Genomic DNA, 15143 nt, shown 5'->3' on the forward strand with positions numbered 1-15143 from the left:
CGGTGCCAACGTCCGCCGGATCCCTGCCAGGACGGGGTCAGCCGTCCTCCTCGTCCCAGATCCGGACCTTCTTGGGCCTCCCGGAGCGGGCGCCGCGTCCCGACGGCGCCCCCACGGGCTCGACGGGCTCATCCGGCCCAGAGGCGTCATCGCGGCCCCCGGGTCCGGTGCCGCCGCCCGCGGGCGACCGGTTGCCCGCGGCGGCGTCGACGGCCTCGAGGTGCTCGCGCCGGGCGCCGAACCAGACGAGGACGAACCCCGCGACCATGGCCAGCCACCACTGGAACGCGTAGGCCTGGTGCGGGCCGAGGTCGGTGTCCGGTGCCTCCAGCGGAGCCGGCCGGGGTGGGCTGGTGCCGTCGGCCGCCTGCTCCCGCTGGACGATGACGTACCCACCCAGCAGCGGCGTCCCCGCAGCGGCCGACGCCTCACGCAGGTTGATGCTGGCGAGCTGCCCGGGCTGCATCCTGCGGCCCAGCGACGGCTCGCCCTGGCGCACCCACCCCGTGACGGTGAGCCGGCCGGTCGGCACGGGCGGCACGTCCGGGCGGGTCTCGGCGGTCTTCCCGTTGCGGACCCAGCCGCGGTCGAGCAGCACGGTGCCGGCCCCCTGGGCCCGGAACGGGACGACCACCTCGTAGCCGTAGACCGAGTCGTGCGGGCGGTTGCGCACGAGCAGCTGGTCGTCCGCGGCATACGCCCCGGTCATGGTGACCCGGGTCCAGTCCGAGGCGAGGGGCATCGGCGAGGGTCCCAGGACGTCGCCGACCGGGCGCGGCGTGGCGCCGTAGTGGGCGTGGATGCGGTCGGCCCGCGCGGACTTGGCCTCGTAGCGGTGCCACTGCCACCGGCCGAGGTAGAACGCTGCCACGGCGAACACCGCGGCCACCGCCAGGGCGCCCAGCCAGCGCCGTGAGGTGAGCGTCCTGAACACTTCTTCACGGTACCCGGCCTAGGCTGGGGGTCATGACCGGCCTCCCCTTCCCGACGGTGCGCGACCCTGCACGCCCGCCGGCCGACCTGCCGGGACTGCCCGACCGGTACGGACGGGTGGCCCGGGACCTGCGCGTGTCCGTCACCGACCGGTGCAACCTGCGCTGCCGCTACTGCATGCCGGCCGAGGGCCTGCCGTGGCTCGCCAAGCCCGAGATGCTCACCGACGACGAGCTCGTCCGGCTCGTGGGGATCTTCGTCGGGCTCGGCGTGCGCCAGGTCCGGCTGACCGGTGGCGAGCCGCTCCTGCGCCGGTCGCTGGTCGACGTGGTCCGGCGCATCGCCGCGCTCGAGCCGCGGCCCTCCATCGCCATGACCACGAACGGGGTGGGGCTGGACCGGCTCGCCCAGCCGCTGGCCGACGCCGGGCTGGACCGCATCAACGTCAGCCTCGACACCGTCGACCCGCGCGAGTTCGCCGACCTCACCCGCCGCGACCGCCTGCACGACGTCGAGGCGGGCCTCAAGGCCGCCGCCACCGCCGGCCTCACCCCGGTCAAGGTCAACGCGGTGGCGATGCGCGGCATCAACGACCACTCCGTCAGCGAGCTGCTGCAGTGGTGCCTGGACCGGGGCTACGAGCTGCGGTTCATCGAGCAGATGCCGCTCGACGCCCAGCACGGCTGGGACGCCTCGACCATGATCGGCGCCGACGAGGTGCGCGACCGGCTCGCCGAGCGGTTCACGCTGACGCCGCTGCCCGCCGAGGACCGGGGGAGCGCCCCCGCCGAGCGGTTCCTCGTCGACGGCGGCCCCGAGACCGTGGGGATCATCGCCAGCGTGTCGGCCCCGTTCTGCGCGGCGTGCGACCGCACCCGGCTGACGGCCGACGGCCAGGTGCGCAACTGCCTGTTCTCCCAGGCCGAGACCGACCTGCGCGGTCCTCTGAGGGCCGGGGCGAGCGACGAGGAGATCGCCGGCCTCATCCGGGGCGAGATGTGGCGCAAGGCGCCCGGGCACGGGATCGGTACCGACGCGTTCGTCCAGCCGACCCGGCCGATGTCCGCGATCGGCGGCTGACCCCCCGACCGGTCAGCCCGCGTCCGCGGGGATGGCGTCGGCTGCGACGGTCTCCCTGAGGAACCCCCGCAGCGACAGGAACTCCCCGAGGGAGCCGCGGTGGTCCTCGCACGCCAGCCAGACCTTGCGCCGGTCGGGCGTGTGCAGCTTGGGGTTGTTCCACAGGTGCGCCCAGGTGGCCTCGCGACGGCAGCCCTTGGCGCTGCAGACGAGCTCGGTCACCGGGGCCCGATCTGCGGCGGCCCGTCGCCGTTCGGGAGCACCGGCCGGGAGCCACCGCGCGCCCGCGGGCTCACGGCGTTGGCCATGACGACGGCGATGTACGGCAGCAGGATGGCCGCGATCGACAGGCTGCCCCACACCCAGGCGGAGGCCCCCCGCGTCGCCGTCACCGCCGCCCCGACGAAGCAGACGGTGCGCACGGCCATCGTCAGCAGGTAGCGCTTGATCCGGTGGGACTGCTCCTCCGCGAGCGACTCTGGAGCGGAGGTCACGGACTGCACGACGGGCTCGTCGTGATGGGGACGATGGGTGCGCGGCACCACTCCACGATAAGCCGCGACGGACCAACGCACCGGTCGGGGCCGGGTGGTCACGGATGCGGCCTACCGATCGGTAGTCGGTAGGGTCGCACCGGGCTCCGGACGGGGCTCGTCGCACGACCGACCGACCGCCGCGAGGCAACGGAGGAGATCGATGGCTGGGCGCAGGATCCTCGTCACCGGGGGCAACCGCGGCATCGGGCTGAGCATCGCCCGCGCCCTCGACGCGGCGGGGGACGACGTGGTCGTCACGAACCGGTCCGGCGAGGCGCCCGAGGGCCTGCGGGCGGTCCGCTGCGAGGTCACCGACACCGCCAGCGTCGACGCCGCCTTCACCGAGGCCGAGGAGCTGCTGGGTGGTCCCGTCGAGGTGCTCGTGGCCAACGCCGGCATCACCCGCGACACCCTGCTCATGCGGATGAGCGACGAGGAGTTCGACACCGTCCTCGACACCAACCTCGCCGGCTCCTTCCGCTGCGCCCGCCGCGCGGTCAAGGGCATGATCCGCGCGCGCCAGGGCCGGATCATCTTCATCTCCAGCGTCGTCGGGCTCTACGGCTCGCCCGGCCAGACCAACTACGCGGCCAGCAAGTCCGGGCTCGTGGGGCTGGCCCGCTCCATCTCGCGCGAGCTCGGCGGCCGTGGCATCACCGCCAACGTCGTCGCCCCCGGGTTCATCGAGACCGACATGACGGCGGCGCTGCCCGAGGACCGGCAGAAGGCCTACCTCGCCGGCATCCCGGCCGGCCGGTTCGGCCAGGCCGACGAGGTCGCCGCGGCGGTGCGCTTCCTCGCCGGCGACGACGCGGCATACATCACCGGCGCCGTGATCCCGGTCGACGGCGGCCTCGGCATGGGCCACTGACCCGGGCCACTGCGACCCACCACCGAGAAGGGAACGTCCCCATGTTGCTCGAGGGCAAGAAGCTGCTCGTCACCGGAGTCCTCATGGACTCCTCCATCGCGTTCCACGTCGCCAAGCTGGCCCAGGAGCAGGGCGCCGAGGTGGTCCTGACGTCCTTCGGCCGCACCTTCAGGATCACCCAGACCATCGCCAAGCGGCTGTCCACGACGCCGCCGGTCGTCGAGCTCGACGTGACCAACCAGGACGACCTCGACAGCCTGGCCGAGCGGCTCGGCGAGCACGTCGACCACCTCGACGGGGTGCTGCACTCGATCGGCTTCGCGCCGCAGGGTGCGTTCAACTTCCTGGAGGGCACGTTCGAGGACGTGTCGACCGCGATGCACGCGTCGGCCTACTCGCTGAAGTCGCTCGCCGTGGCGGCGCTGCCGCTGATGCGCGAGGGCGGGGCGATCGTCGGCCTCACCTTCGACGCGAAGTTCGCCTGGCCGGTCTACGACTGGATGGGCGTCGCGAAGGCGGCGTTCGAGTCGACCAACCGCTACCTCGCCCGCGACCTCGGCCCCAGGGGGATCCGCAGCAACCTGGTCTCCGCCGGGCCGATCCGCACCACCGCGGCTAAGTCCATCCCGGGCTTCGTCGCGTTCGAGGACACCTGGGGCCGGCGGGCGCCGCTCGGCTGGGACGTCAACGACCCGCTGCCCGCCGCGAAGGCCTGCGCGGCGCTCCTGTCGGACTGGTTCCCCGCGACGACGGGCGAGATCGTGCACGTCGACGGCGGCGTGCACGCCATGGGCCAGTAGCGGCGGCGCGACAGCACCCGTCGGGCAGTAGCGTCTGACGCCATGACCTCCGCACCCGGCGTGGCCCCGTCCGTGACCGTGAGCGAGGTCCGGGTCCTCGAGGGTCCGAACCTGTACTTCGCCAAGCCGGCCGTCAAGGTCACCCTCGACCTGCCGGGCTACCTCTCCGCGGACGAGCAGGACCTCGTCGCCCTGGCCGCCAGGATCGGTATGCCGGCTGCCCGGCCGGGCGCGCCGGGCACCGAGGCGCGGCAGCGGTTCGTGATGCGGCTGGTGGTGCGGGCCGTGCGCGCCACCGCTGCGGCGAGCGGGACGACCCGGCTGGGCGTGCGGGTGCGCCCCGGTTCGGCGCGCCACCAGGTGGTCGTGGCGTTCGTCTGGCGGCGCCGCGGGCGCGCGCGAGCCCTCGGGGAGGCCACCGGCCCGGTGCTGCAGGGGTGGCTCGACGGTGGCGACCCGGTGGCCGAGCAGGGAGCGCTCGTGGCCGGCGCCGCCCCCGGTGACCGTCCGTCGATCGTGCGCCCCACCATCCCCGTCGCGTCCGTCACGGGGACCAACGGCAAGACGACGACCACCCGGCTGCTGGGCCACATCGGCATGACGGCGGGCCTGCGCACCGGGTGGTCCTCGACCGACGGCATCGTGGTGCAGGGTGAGCTGGTCGAGGCGGGAGACTACTCGGGGCCGGCCGGCGCGAGGGCCGTGCTCGGCGCTCCGGGGGTCCAGCTCGGCATCCTCGAGACGGCCCGGGGAGGCATGCTGCTCAAGGGGATGGGGGTCAGCCACAACGACGTCAGCGTCGTCACGAACGTCTCCGCCGACCACCTCGGCATGCAGGGGATCGACACCGTCGACCAGCTGGCCGAGGTCAAGGCCATCGTCACCAAGGCGACCCGCCCCGGGGGCTGGGCGGTGCTCAACGGAGAGGACCCCCGCGTCTGGGCGATGCGCACCGGCACCCGCGCGCGGCCGTGGGTCTTCGCCCTCCGCCCGGACGCCCCGGCCGTCCGGCAGGCGCTGGACGCCGGCGGCCGGGCCATCACGGTCCTCGACGGCGACGTCACCGTCCTCGAGGCCGGCCGTGACCCCGACCGGCTCGTCAGCGTCGTCGACGTGCCCGCGACCCTGTCCGGCCTGTCGCGCCACAACCTCGCCAACGTGCTCGCCGGTGCCGCGGCGGCCCTGGGCCTGGGCATCCCGCGCGAGGCGGTCGTCGAGGGCCTGCGGACCTTCGCCCCCGACGAGCGGCTCAACCCGGGCCGGATGAACACCTACACGCTCCGCCGCGAGGACGGGTCCGAGGTCACGGTCATCGTCGACCTGGCGCACAACGAGGCCGGGCTCGAGGCGCTGCTCGACGTCGCCCACGGGCTGACGGTCCCCGGTGGGCAGGTGCACCTCGGCCTCGGCCTGGCCGGCGACCGCACCGACGAGCTGCTCGAGGCCATGGGCGAGATCGCCGGGCTGCGGGCCGACCGGGTCGTCGCCGCGCACAAGGCGCACTACCTGCGGGGCCGCACGATGGAGGAGCTGGAGGGCCACTTGAGGGTCGGTCTGGCCCGCGCGGGGGTGGCGGACATCGAGTCCTACGAGACCGAGCTGGAGGGCCTGCAGGCGCTCGTGCCCGGGGCCGCCGACGGCGATGTGGTCGCCCTGATGTGCCACTCGGAGCGGGCCGGGGTGGCGGCCTGGCTGGCCGAGCAGGGTGCCACCTCCGACACGGCCGCCGACGTGCGCCGCAAGGTGGTGGCGGCGCGGGGCGAGCACGAGCTCGAGCGGGAGATCGCGGCCCTCTGGGCGGTCGAGGACGACGCGGCACGGGTCGTGGCGGCGCAGGCCCTGCGCGACGCACGGCCCGCCGACCCGCGCCTCGGCTACGAGTACGCGTCCGCCCTCGACGCAGCGGGTGTGGAGGACCAGGCGGTGACCGCCTACCGTCAGGCCCTGGCGGCCGGGCTGCGCGAGCCGCAGCGGCACCGCGCCCGCATCCAGCTCGCGTCGAGCCTGCGCAACACCGGTGACGCGGTCGCTGCGTACGACCTGCTGACCGAGCTCGAGGCGGAGCGGCCCGGGTCGGCGGCGGTGGCGGCGTTCCGGGCCCTCGCGGCCTACGACTGCGGCCGCGCGGGCGAGGCGGTCGCCGACCTCGTCGAGGTGCTGCTGCACCACGCCGGCGACGAGGACGCGCAGGCCTACCGCCCGGCCCTGGCCCGGTACGCCGCGCAGTTGCGGGCGCGCTGACCCCGCCCGGGCGCCGTGCCCGCCTCAGGCGGTGACGGGCTCGCCCTCGGCGGCGGCCTCGTCACCTGACGCCTGGGCCTCGCTCTGCAGCTCCACCGGGTCGAGGTCGGGGTCGCTCACGCCGTCGCGGTTGTGCGCACCGGCCTGGGCCGACCGGGTCATCGTCTCGAGCTCGGCCAGCACCTCGGCGTGCTGGTCGACGCACAGGACGACGACGTCGCCGGGGTTGGCCCGTGCCATGCAGTGCCGGACGGCGTCCACCTCGTCGAGGACGACCTCGACCTGGCGGCAGCGGACCCCCTCCGTGCCCATCTGCGAGCGCACACCCTCGGCGATCAGCTCGGCCGTCTCGCCCAGGGCACGCCCGCGCAGCCGCTTGTCCTCGCGGACGACCACCACGTCGAAGTGCCGTGCCGCGATGGCGCCCAGCTCCCGCATGTCGTCGTCGCGCCGGTCACCGGCGGTGGAGACCATGCCGATCCGGGAGATCTTGCCCAGGTCCGCCTGGCCGGACTTCTGCTCGGCGTAGCCGTCGACGAACTCGCCCAGCACCCGCATCCCGGGGGCGTTGTGGCAGTAGTCGACGAACACGTCGACGTTGTGGACGTTGACGAGGTTCATGCGGCCGGGGGAGAGGTAGTAGCTCGTCGTGAAGGTGCGCAGGCCCTGGCGGATCTCGTGCAGCCCGGCGCCGGCCGCGAAGGCGGCGCCGGCGGCCGCCATGGCGTTGGCGACGTTGAACTTCGCGGTGCCGCCGAAGGTCGACGGCAGCAGGTGGGTCCACGCGAGCTGCATCGACCGGCGGCCGTGCTTGATGGTGATCATGTCGCCGCGCTCGGTCGGCTCGAGCACCACGGCCCGTCCGCCACGGCGGCAGTGGTCGTCGATGTACTCGCGGACCTTGCTGCCCGGCGGCTGCAGCGAGAACCAGACGACGCCGCCGGAGCAGCGACGACGCATCCTGCGCACCAGGTCGTCGTCGGCGTTGAGCACGGCGAAGCCGTCGCGGGGGACGGCCTCGACGATGACGGCCTTGACGTCGGCGAGCTGCTCCAGGGTGTCGATCCCCTTCATGCCCAGGTGGTCAGGGGCGATGTTGGTGACGACGGCGACGTCGTTGCGGTCGTAGCCCAGGCCCTCGCGCAGAATGCCCCCGCGCGCGACCTCCATCACGGCGAAGTCGACGCGGGGGTTCTGCAGGACCATGCGGGCCGAGCGCGGCCCCGAGGCGTCCGCCTTGTATACGAGCCGCTCGTCGATGACGATGCCGTCGGTCGAGGTCATGCCCACCTTGCGGCCGATCCCCTTGAAGATGTGGGCGATCATCCGCGAGGTCGTCGTCTTGCCGTTGGTGCCGGTGACGGCCACGATCGGCACGCGCGACGGCGAGCCGGGCGGGAAGAGCAGGTCCACGACGGGCCGGGCGATGTACTGCGGCTCGCCGACCGTGGGGTGCGTGTGCATGCGGAAGCCGGGGGCGGCGTTGACCTCGCAGATCGCACCGCCGGTCTCGCGCACGGGGGAGGCGATGTCCGGGCAGATGAAGTCGATGCCGGCGACGTCGAGCCCGATCATCCGGGCGGCCTCCTCGGCGATCTCGACGTTGTCGGGGTGCGCCTCGAAGGTGCGGTCGACGGAGATGCCACCGGTGGACATGTTGCCGGTGAGGGCGAGCTTGACCATCTGGCCCTCGGGCGGCACCTGGTCCATCTCCCAGCCCTGCTCGCGCACCAGTGCCACGGCGGCGTCGTCGACCTTGATCCGGGTGAGGACCTTCTCGTGCCCCACCCCGCGGCGTGGGTCGGCGTTGGTGATCTCGACGAGCTCGGTGACGGTGTGCGAGCCGTCGCCGACGACGTGGGCCGGGACGCGCTCGGCGATGGCCTGCATCCTCCCGCCCACGATGAGGCAGCGGTAGTCGCGACCGGTGACGAACGACTCGACGATGACGGAGCCGCGTCGGGACTCGCCCTCCGCCACGGCGAAGGACGCCCGCACGTCGTCCTCGCTCTGCAGGTCCAGGCACACCCCGCGCCCGTGGTTGCCGTCGAGCGGCTTGACCACCACGGGGAAGCCGATCCGCCGGGCGGCAGCGGCCGCGCCGTCGGCGGAGCGCACGGTCTCCTGCTTGGGGACGGGCAGCCCCGCGGAGGCGAGCAGCCGCGTGGTCATGTCCTTGTCGGAGGCGATGTCGACGGCCAGGGCGCCGGTCTTCGACGTCATGGTCGCCCGGATGCGCTGGGCGTGGACGCCCTGGCCGAGCTGGACGAGGGAGGCGCTGTTGAGGCGGATGTACGGGATGTCCCGGGAGATCGCCTCCTCGAGGATCGCCTGGGTCGAGGGGCCGAAGGCCGCGCGCTGGGCCTGGCGGAGGAAGACGTCGAGGGCCTCGGGGAAGTCGAACCCCTCCTCGGCGCGCACCAGGTGGTTGACCAGCCGCACGGCGAGCGAGCCGGCCGCGAGACCGACCGTCTCGTCGTTGTAGTCGTAGATGACGTTGTAGCGACCCCGCCGGCCCTTCACGGCACGGGTCTTGCCCCGGCGCAGGTCGTGGCCGGCCTCCTGCTGCAGCTGCAGCGCCACGTGCTCGGCGACGTGGCCGAGCCAGGTGCCCTCGCGCAGCCGCTCGATGAAACCGCCCTTCACCCCGCGGGAGCACGTGTGGTTCTCCAGGCCCGGGAGCAGCTGCACCAGCCGGTCGGTGAAGCCGTCGATCGTGTCGCTCGGGTAGGCCTCGAGGACGCCGAGGTCGACCACGAGGTGGATCGCCGGGTTGTACGACCAGATGTTCCCGCCGCGGTAGACCCTCGACTCCACGATGGTCAGCTCCGGGGCGGCGGGGCCGGTCGGGGTGGGACGGTCTGCCATGGGCACTCCTTGCTGGTCAGCAGGACGGACGGGGGCAGGGACGTCGTCGGCCCGACCCGGCGGCGGTCAGGCCTTGGCCGTCGCCAGGGCCACTGCGGCGTCCGGGTGCTTCTCGACGAACTCGACGAGCTTCACCTCGGCGAGGTCGAACGTAGCGCCTGCGGGCAGTGAGTGCACCACTGCTCCGGAGACCATGAGCGGGGCGCCCCGGCGGGCGTCGGGCGCGTCCGACTGGGCGCTGCGGCAGTCGAGCACGAACACCGCGCCGGAGCCGTGGACGGTGAACAGCCGGCCGTCGACGAGCTCGACCGCGGTGTCCTCGTCGATGCCGATGCCGAGCAGGCTCGGGGAGGCCGCCACCATCGACATGAGCCGGCCATAGCGGGACCGCTGGGCGAAGTGCTGGTCGATGATCACGCCCTCGACCAGCCCGAGCCCGGCACTCAGCTGGCTGTGCCGCTGCCGGGGCGTGATGCCCTCGTCGCCCATGGAGATCATGAACTGGCTCATGATCGAGGCGCCGGCCGAGGTCCCACCGACGACGGCCCCGCGCGCGTGCGCCCGGTGGATCGCCTCGCCGAGCGGGGTGCCCGGGAAGCGCTGGCTCAGCTTGAGCTGGCTGCCGCCGCTCATGAAGACGCCAGTGGCCGCGTCGACGAGGGCCACGAGCGCCTCGTCGTGGGCCTCGGTGCGGTCCTGGGGGTCGACGACCGAGGGGACCGGAGCACCCAGCCGGGTGAACACGTCGGCGTACGAGGCGGTCACCTCGTCGGGGAACGAGGACGCGGTGGGGATGAGGACGATGCGCGCCCGCCGTCCCCCGGCGAGGCGGACGAAGCGTCGCAGGACCGTGGCCTTGCCCACCCGGTCCTCGGCGCCCCCGATGACGAACAGGGTGGGTCGGCCGCGCTTCCTCGGGGATGCCATTGCGACAGCCTAGGAGCCGGGCTGCGGGATCGGCGGAGCCGGCGTCGGCGTGCCGTCGGCAGCGTCCGCCTCCTCGATCTCCTCACGCGTGATGCCGAGCAGGTAGAGCACGGCGTCGAGGTAGGGGACCGTCACCGACGTGTCCGCCTGCTCGCGCACGACCGGCTTGGCGTTGAAGGCGACGCCCAGCCCGGCGGCCTCGAGCATGTCGAGGTCGTTGGCGCCGTCACCGATCGCCACCGTCCGGGACAGGGGCAGGCCGGCCTCCGCGGCGAACCGCCGCAGCGCGCGGGCCTTGCCCTCCCGGTCGACGATCTCGCCGAGGACCCGGCCGGTCAGCAGGCCGTCGCGAACCTCGAGCCGGTTGGCGTGGGCGTGGTCGATGTCGAGCTCGCGGGCGAGGTCCTCGACGATCTCGATGAAGCCGCCCGACACGACCGCGACCGTGAACCCGAGGCGCTTGAGGGTGCGCACCAGGGTCCGGGCGCCGGGGGTGAACTGGATGGTTGCACGGACCTCGTCCAGCACGGACACCGGCAGGCCCTCGAGCGCGGCCACCCGCTGGCGCAGGCTTTCGGCGAAGTCGAGCTCGCCTCGCATCGCCGCCTCGGTCACCTGTGCCACCTCGCGCTCCCGCCCCGCATGCCGGGCGAGCAGCTCGATCACCTCGTCCTGGATGAGGGTCGAGTCGACGTCCATCACCACGAGCCGCCGGCCGCGTCGGGCGAGGCCACCGGCCGCCACCGAGATGTCGAGGCCGTGGATGCTGGACTCGAGGGCGAGCTCCCGGCGCAGCCGGTCCACGTCGGCGCCCGAGACGTCGAACTCCACGGTCGTCACGGGGTAGCGCGCCAGCCGCCGGATCCGGTCGATGTTCGCGCCGTGCGAGGCGATCCGCGCGGTCACCGCGGCCACGCCGCTGGCCCGCAGGGGCGAGCCGAGGACGACGACGGCCGCGCGGCCCGTGCGCTGGCGCAGGCTGTCGCCGGTGCCGCTGCGGAGCCTGACCTTGAGGCCGAGCTCCCGGCCCACGGCCGTGACCACCTCGCGCAGCCGCTCCTCGGCGACGCCCGCCTCGAGCAGCATCGCCAGCGTGAGGTGGCCGCGCACGACGACCTGCTCGAGGTCGCGGACCTCGGCACCGACGTCCGCGATGGCGTCGAAGAACGCGCTGGTGACGCCGGGGCGGTCGTCGCCGCTGATGGTGACGAGCAGGGTCCGCACGGCAGGTTGGTCGCTCGGCTCGCTCACGCCGTCACGATATCGACGCGTCTCACGACGTCCGGCGCGAGTCTCGCCATGCGACCAGGTCGCGCAGCGGCCCGAGGTCGTAGTGCGGCCCGCCGATCCCGACGGTGAACAGGCGCGTGCCCACGGCATACAGGGCCTCGGCGCCGGCGGCGTAGTCCCTGACGTCCTCCGGGTGGCGGCCCGGCTTGGGGGAGACGCCGGCCGAGCGCTCGATCTCGGAGGGGTCGCGACCGATCCTGCGGCACCACTCGTCGAGGACCTCGTGCTTGTGGGCGATGGTCTCGGCGCCGCCGAAGCCGTGCCAGATGTTGGCGTGCTGCGCCACGATCCGCAGCGTCTTGCGCTCACCACCGCCGCCGATGAGGACCGGGATGGGACGCGTGGGCGGCGGGTTCAGCCTGGCCCACCGCTGCTCGATGAGGGGGAGGTCGTGGGCCAGGCGGTCGAGCCGGCCGCCCGCGGTGCCGAAGTCGAAGCCGTACTCGTCGTAGTCGCGCTCGAACCAGCCCGAGCCGATGCCGAGGATGAGCCGTCCGTCGCTGATGTGGTCGACGGTGCGGGCCATGTCGGCGAGCAGCTGGGGGTTGCGGTAGCTGTTGCAGGTGACGAGGGCGCCGATCTCGACCCGCTCGGTCGCCTCGGCCCAGGCCCCGAGCATGGTCCAGCACTCGAAGTGGGCGCCGTCGGCATCGCCGTAGAGGGGGTAGAAGTGGTCCCAGTTGAAGACGACGTCGACGCCGATCTCCTCCGCCTCCGCGGCGGCGCGACGGATGGCGGCGTACTCGGCGTGCTGGGGCTGGAGCTGGACGGCGATCCGGATCGGCCGCTCGCTCACGCGGGGACCTCCTGCTGCTTGGCGACCACGGTCAGCCCCGACTCCGTGACCATGAACCCGCGGGCCTCGTCCCTGGCCCGGTCCACCCCGATGGTGGTGTCCGGCGGCACGATGACGCCCTTGTCGATGATGGCCCGCTTGATGGTGCAGCCGCGGCCGACCTCGACCCCGTCGAGCAGCACGCTGTCGTCGATCGTGGTGCCGCTGTGGATGTGGCAGCGCGGCGACAGCACGGAGTTGGTCACCGTGGCACCGGAGATGACGACCCCGGGGGAGACGGCCGAGTTGTGCGCCTCGCCGAACTTGCCCGCGGCGCCGTGGACGAGCTTCGCCGGCGGGTAGGGCCCGTAGTCGGTGTAGATGGGCCAGTCGTAGTTGTAGAGGTTGAAGACCGGGTGGATCGACACGAGGTCCATGTGGGCCTCCCAGTACGAGTCCATCGTCCCGACGTCGCGCCAGTAGGCCTGGTCGCGCTCGGTGGCACCCGGGATGACGTTGTCCTTGAAGTCATAGACGTAGCCGCGGCCCTCGGCCACGAACGCGGGCACGATGTCGCCGCCCATGTCGTGCTTGCTGCCCTCGCGGGAGTCGTCGCGGGTCACGGCGTCGATGAGGACGTCCGCGTCGAAGACGTAGTTGCCCATCGACGCCAGCACCTCCTCGGGGGAGTCCGGCAGCCCCTTGGCGTCCGTCGGCTTCTCGCGGAACGCGCCGATCTTGCGGCGGTCGTCGTCGTCGACCTCGATGACGCCGAACTGGTCCGCGAGGGAGATCGGCTGCCGGATGGCGGCGACGGTGACCCCGGCTCCGGTGTCGATGTGCTGCTGCACCATCTGCGAGAAGTCCATGCGGTAGACGTGGTCGGCGCCGACGACCACGACGATGTCGGGCTGCTCGTCGTGGACCAGGTTGAGGCTCTGGAAGATCGCGTTCGCCGAGCCGAGGTACCAGTTCTTGTCGATCCGCTGCTGGGCAGGGACCGGGGTGACGTAGTTGCCGAGCATGTTCGACATGCGCCAGGTCTTGGTGACGTGCCGGTCGAGGCTGTGCGACTTGTACTGCGTGAGGACGACGACCTTGAGGTAGCCGGAGTTGACGACGTTCGACAGCGCGAAGTCGATGAGCCGGTAGATGCCCCCGAAGGGGACCGCGGGCTTGGCCCGGTCGGCGGTGAGCGGCATCAGCCGTTTGCCTTCTCCACCCGCGAGGACGATCGCCAGCACCTTGGGTCCACCCGATCGGTACGCCATGGGCCCAACCTAGGGAATCAGCGCCCTCGCGGCGACCCCATCGCGCCACTAGTCTCACGGACGTGAGAGTGGACATCCTGACCAAGGAGTACCCGCCCAACATCTACGGCGGCGCGGGGGTCCACGTCGCAGAGCTGGTGCGCGCGCTGCGCGCCCGCGGCGACATCGACACACGGGTGCGCGCCTTCGGCGAGCCCGTTGCCGAGGACGGAACGACCGGGTATGCCGACCTGCCGGCCCTCGCGGACGCGAACGCCGCCGTGCGGACCATGGGGGTCGACCTGTCGATGGCCGGTGACTGCGTCGGGGCCGACGTCGTCCACTCCCACACCTGGTACGCCAACTTCGCCGGCCACGTGGCGTCTCTGCTCGGTGGCATGCCGCACGTCGTCACCGCTCACTCGCTGGAGCCGATGCGCCCGTGGAAGGCCGAGCAGCTGGGTGGTGGGTACCGGCTGTCCTCGTTCGTGGAGCGCACGGCCTACGAGGCCGCCGACGCCGTCATCGCGGTGAGCGAGGGCATGCGGCAGGACGTGCTCCGGTCCTACCCCAAGGTGGACCCGGACCGGGTCACGGTGGTGCACAACGGGATCGACTCCGAGCTCTGGCAGCGGCACGAGGACCTCGACACGGTCCGCCAGCACGGGGTGGACCCGGACAGGCCGTCGGTGGTGTTCGTCGGGCGGATCACCCGGCAGAAGGGGCTGCCCTACCTGCTGCGGGCCGCGGCCGAGCTCCCGCCCGAGGTCCAGCTCGTGCTCTGTGCCGGGTCGCCTGACACCCCGGAGATCATGGCCGAGGTCGAGGGGCTGATGAAGCAGCTGCGCGCGACCCGGACCGGCGTCGTGTGGATCCCGGAGATGCTGCCCCGCAACGAGGTCGTCGCGCTGCTGTCGGCCGCCACCGTCTTCGCCTGCCCGTCGATCTACGAGCCGCTCGGCATCGTCAACCTCGAGGCGATGGCCTGCGAGCTGCCCGTCGTGGCGACCGCCACCGGTGGCATCCCCGAGGTCGTCGTCCACGGCGAGACAGGCTGGCTGGTGCCGATCGAGCAGCACCAGGACGGCAGCGGCATCCCGCTCGATGCCGACCGCTTCGTCTCGGACCTCGCGGCAGCGCTGACCGACGCGGTCAGCGACCGCGACCGGGCGCAGCGTATGGGCCTGGCCGGCCGCACCCGGGCGGTGGAGGCCTTCTCCTGGGCGTCGATCGGCGAGCAGACGCTCGAGGTCTACCGCTCCGTCCTCGCCCGCCGCTGACCAGCCAGCGCTGACCGGCCGGGGCTGACTCGCCGGCGCTACCAGCGCGCGGGTACGCGCTCCCTGCGAGCGGGCGCGGAGCTACTCGGTCGTCCTTGCGCTGACCGGGCGTCTGGCCGGGCAGAGGGTGTCGGCGTCTCTGGGCAGGGCGGTGTCGGGGAGGATCTCGAGGTCCTGCCACCGCACCGGCTCGCCGGTCGGGGGGTGGTAGGTGTCGAGGGGGACGGGTGGGTCGCCGCCGGGCGGGGGCCGGGTGTCGACGGGTCGAGGTGGTCGGATGCGGATGCCGTAC

General features: G+C 73.0%; 14 protein-coding genes. 5 read left to right on the plus strand and 9 right to left on the minus strand.

The features are described 5' to 3' along the window. Positions 1 to 37: 37 nt before the first annotated feature. Positions 38 to 934: an SURF1 family cytochrome oxidase biogenesis protein gene (locus ACYVDO_RS13865; protein ID WP_460936828.1), complete on the minus strand. Its 897-nt coding sequence runs from the start codon at positions 932 to 934 to the stop codon at positions 38 to 40. 32 nt (positions 935 to 966) lie between these two features. Here ACYVDO_RS13865 and moaA point away from each other — a divergent pair, with 32 nt between their 5' ends. Then, positions 967 to 2013 (plus strand): GTP 3',8-cyclase MoaA, encoded by a 1047-nt coding sequence (gene moaA, locus ACYVDO_RS13870; RefSeq protein WP_460936830.1) that lies wholly within the window; start codon positions 967 to 969, stop codon positions 2011 to 2013. A 12-nt stretch (positions 2014 to 2025) separates the two neighbouring features. On the opposite strand, the gene ACYVDO_RS13875 is transcribed toward moaA, so the two are convergent. Next, on the minus strand, positions 2026 to 2235 hold the full coding sequence (locus ACYVDO_RS13875) for a hypothetical protein (protein ID WP_460936832.1): 210 nt from the start codon (positions 2233 to 2235) through the stop codon (positions 2026 to 2028). Then, entirely contained in the window at positions 2232 to 2555 is a 324-nt protein-coding gene (locus ACYVDO_RS13880) for a DUF3099 domain-containing protein (protein ID WP_460936834.1), read from the minus strand. The genes ACYVDO_RS13875 and ACYVDO_RS13880 overlap by 4 nt, the downstream gene beginning before the upstream one ends. A gap of 154 nt (positions 2556 to 2709) precedes the next feature. Between ACYVDO_RS13880 and fabG the strand changes: the two genes are divergently transcribed. The 3 genes from fabG to ACYVDO_RS13895 are packed head-to-tail and all read left to right on the plus strand — an operon-like array spanning position 2710 to position 6461. Continuing rightward, positions 2710 to 3420 carry a 3-oxoacyl-ACP reductase FabG gene (gene fabG, locus ACYVDO_RS13885; RefSeq protein WP_460936836.1) on the plus strand — a complete coding sequence of 237 codons (711 nt, stop codon included), beginning with the start codon at positions 2710 to 2712 and terminating at the stop codon, positions 3418 to 3420. 41 nt (positions 3421 to 3461) lie between these two features. Then, positions 3462 to 4220 (plus strand): enoyl-ACP reductase FabI, encoded by a 759-nt coding sequence (gene fabI / locus ACYVDO_RS13890; RefSeq protein WP_460936838.1) that lies wholly within the window; start codon positions 3462 to 3464, stop codon positions 4218 to 4220. A gap of 42 nt (positions 4221 to 4262) precedes the next feature. Next, complete coding sequence (locus ACYVDO_RS13895) at positions 4263 to 6461, plus strand: tetratricopeptide repeat protein (RefSeq protein ID WP_460936840.1); 2199 nt, start codon at positions 4263 to 4265, stop codon at positions 6459 to 6461. 24 nt (positions 6462 to 6485) lie between these two features. Here ACYVDO_RS13895 and cphA read toward each other — a convergent pair whose 3' ends face one another. The 5 genes from cphA to glgC form a co-directional block, all read right to left on the minus strand. Further along, a complete protein-coding gene (gene cphA / locus ACYVDO_RS13900; protein ID WP_460936842.1) occupies positions 6486 to 9329 on the minus strand; it encodes a cyanophycin synthetase in 2844 nt (947 codons plus the stop codon). A 66-nt stretch (positions 9330 to 9395) separates the two neighbouring features. Beyond that, positions 9396 to 10256, minus strand: a complete 861-nt coding sequence (locus tag ACYVDO_RS13905) for a cyanophycinase (protein WP_460936844.1) — start codon at positions 10254 to 10256, stop codon at positions 9396 to 9398. A 9-nt stretch (positions 10257 to 10265) separates the two neighbouring features. Beyond that, the gene (gene serB, locus ACYVDO_RS13910) at positions 10266 to 11507 is read right to left on the minus strand and encodes a phosphoserine phosphatase SerB (RefSeq protein WP_460936847.1); all 1242 of its coding nucleotides are present in this window, start codon (positions 11505 to 11507) and stop codon (positions 10266 to 10268) included. A gap of 22 nt (positions 11508 to 11529) precedes the next feature. Continuing rightward, complete coding sequence (locus tag ACYVDO_RS13915) at positions 11530 to 12342, minus strand: LLM class F420-dependent oxidoreductase (RefSeq protein WP_460936849.1); 813 nt, start codon at positions 12340 to 12342, stop codon at positions 11530 to 11532. Beyond that, positions 12339 to 13592 (minus strand): glucose-1-phosphate adenylyltransferase, encoded by a 1254-nt coding sequence (glgC, locus tag ACYVDO_RS13920; RefSeq protein ID WP_460936851.1) that lies wholly within the window; start codon positions 13590 to 13592, stop codon positions 12339 to 12341. Before glgC ends, ACYVDO_RS13915 begins: the two co-directional genes overlap by 4 nt. 62 nt (positions 13593 to 13654) lie before the next feature. Here glgC and glgA point away from each other — a divergent pair, with 62 nt between their 5' ends. Next, entirely contained in the window at positions 13655 to 14851 is a 1197-nt protein-coding gene (gene glgA / locus ACYVDO_RS13925) for a glycogen synthase (RefSeq protein WP_460936853.1), read from the plus strand. An 81-nt stretch (positions 14852 to 14932) separates the two neighbouring features. Here glgA and ACYVDO_RS13930 read toward each other — a convergent pair. Further along, positions 14933 to 15143 (minus strand): hypothetical protein (locus tag ACYVDO_RS13930; RefSeq protein WP_460936855.1); only part of this gene is annotated, 211 nt, incomplete at its 5' end.

The organism is Phycicoccus ginsengisoli, from assembly GCF_054779295.1.

Coding starts and splice junctions, on each gene's coding strand:
- fabG (WP_460936836.1), top strand. CDS start 2,710: ATGGCTGGGCGCAGGATCCTCGTCACCGGGGGCAACCGCGGCATCGGG.
- fabI (WP_460936838.1), top strand. CDS start 3,462: ATGTTGCTCGAGGGCAAGAAGCTGCTCGTCACCGGAGTCCTCATGGAC.
- glgC (WP_460936851.1), bottom strand. CDS start 13,592: ATGGCGTACCGATCGGGTGGACCCAAGGTGCTGGCGATCGTCCTCGCG.
- ACYVDO_RS13895 (WP_460936840.1), top strand. CDS start 4,263: ATGACCTCCGCACCCGGCGTGGCCCCGTCCGTGACCGTGAGCGAGGTC.
- moaA (WP_460936830.1), top strand. CDS start 967: ATGACCGGCCTCCCCTTCCCGACGGTGCGCGACCCTGCACGCCCGCCG.
- cphA (WP_460936842.1), bottom strand. CDS start 9,329: ATGGCAGACCGTCCCACCCCGACCGGCCCCGCCGCCCCGGAGCTGACC.
- ACYVDO_RS13905 (WP_460936844.1), bottom strand. CDS start 10,256: ATGGCATCCCCGAGGAAGCGCGGCCGACCCACCCTGTTCGTCATCGGG.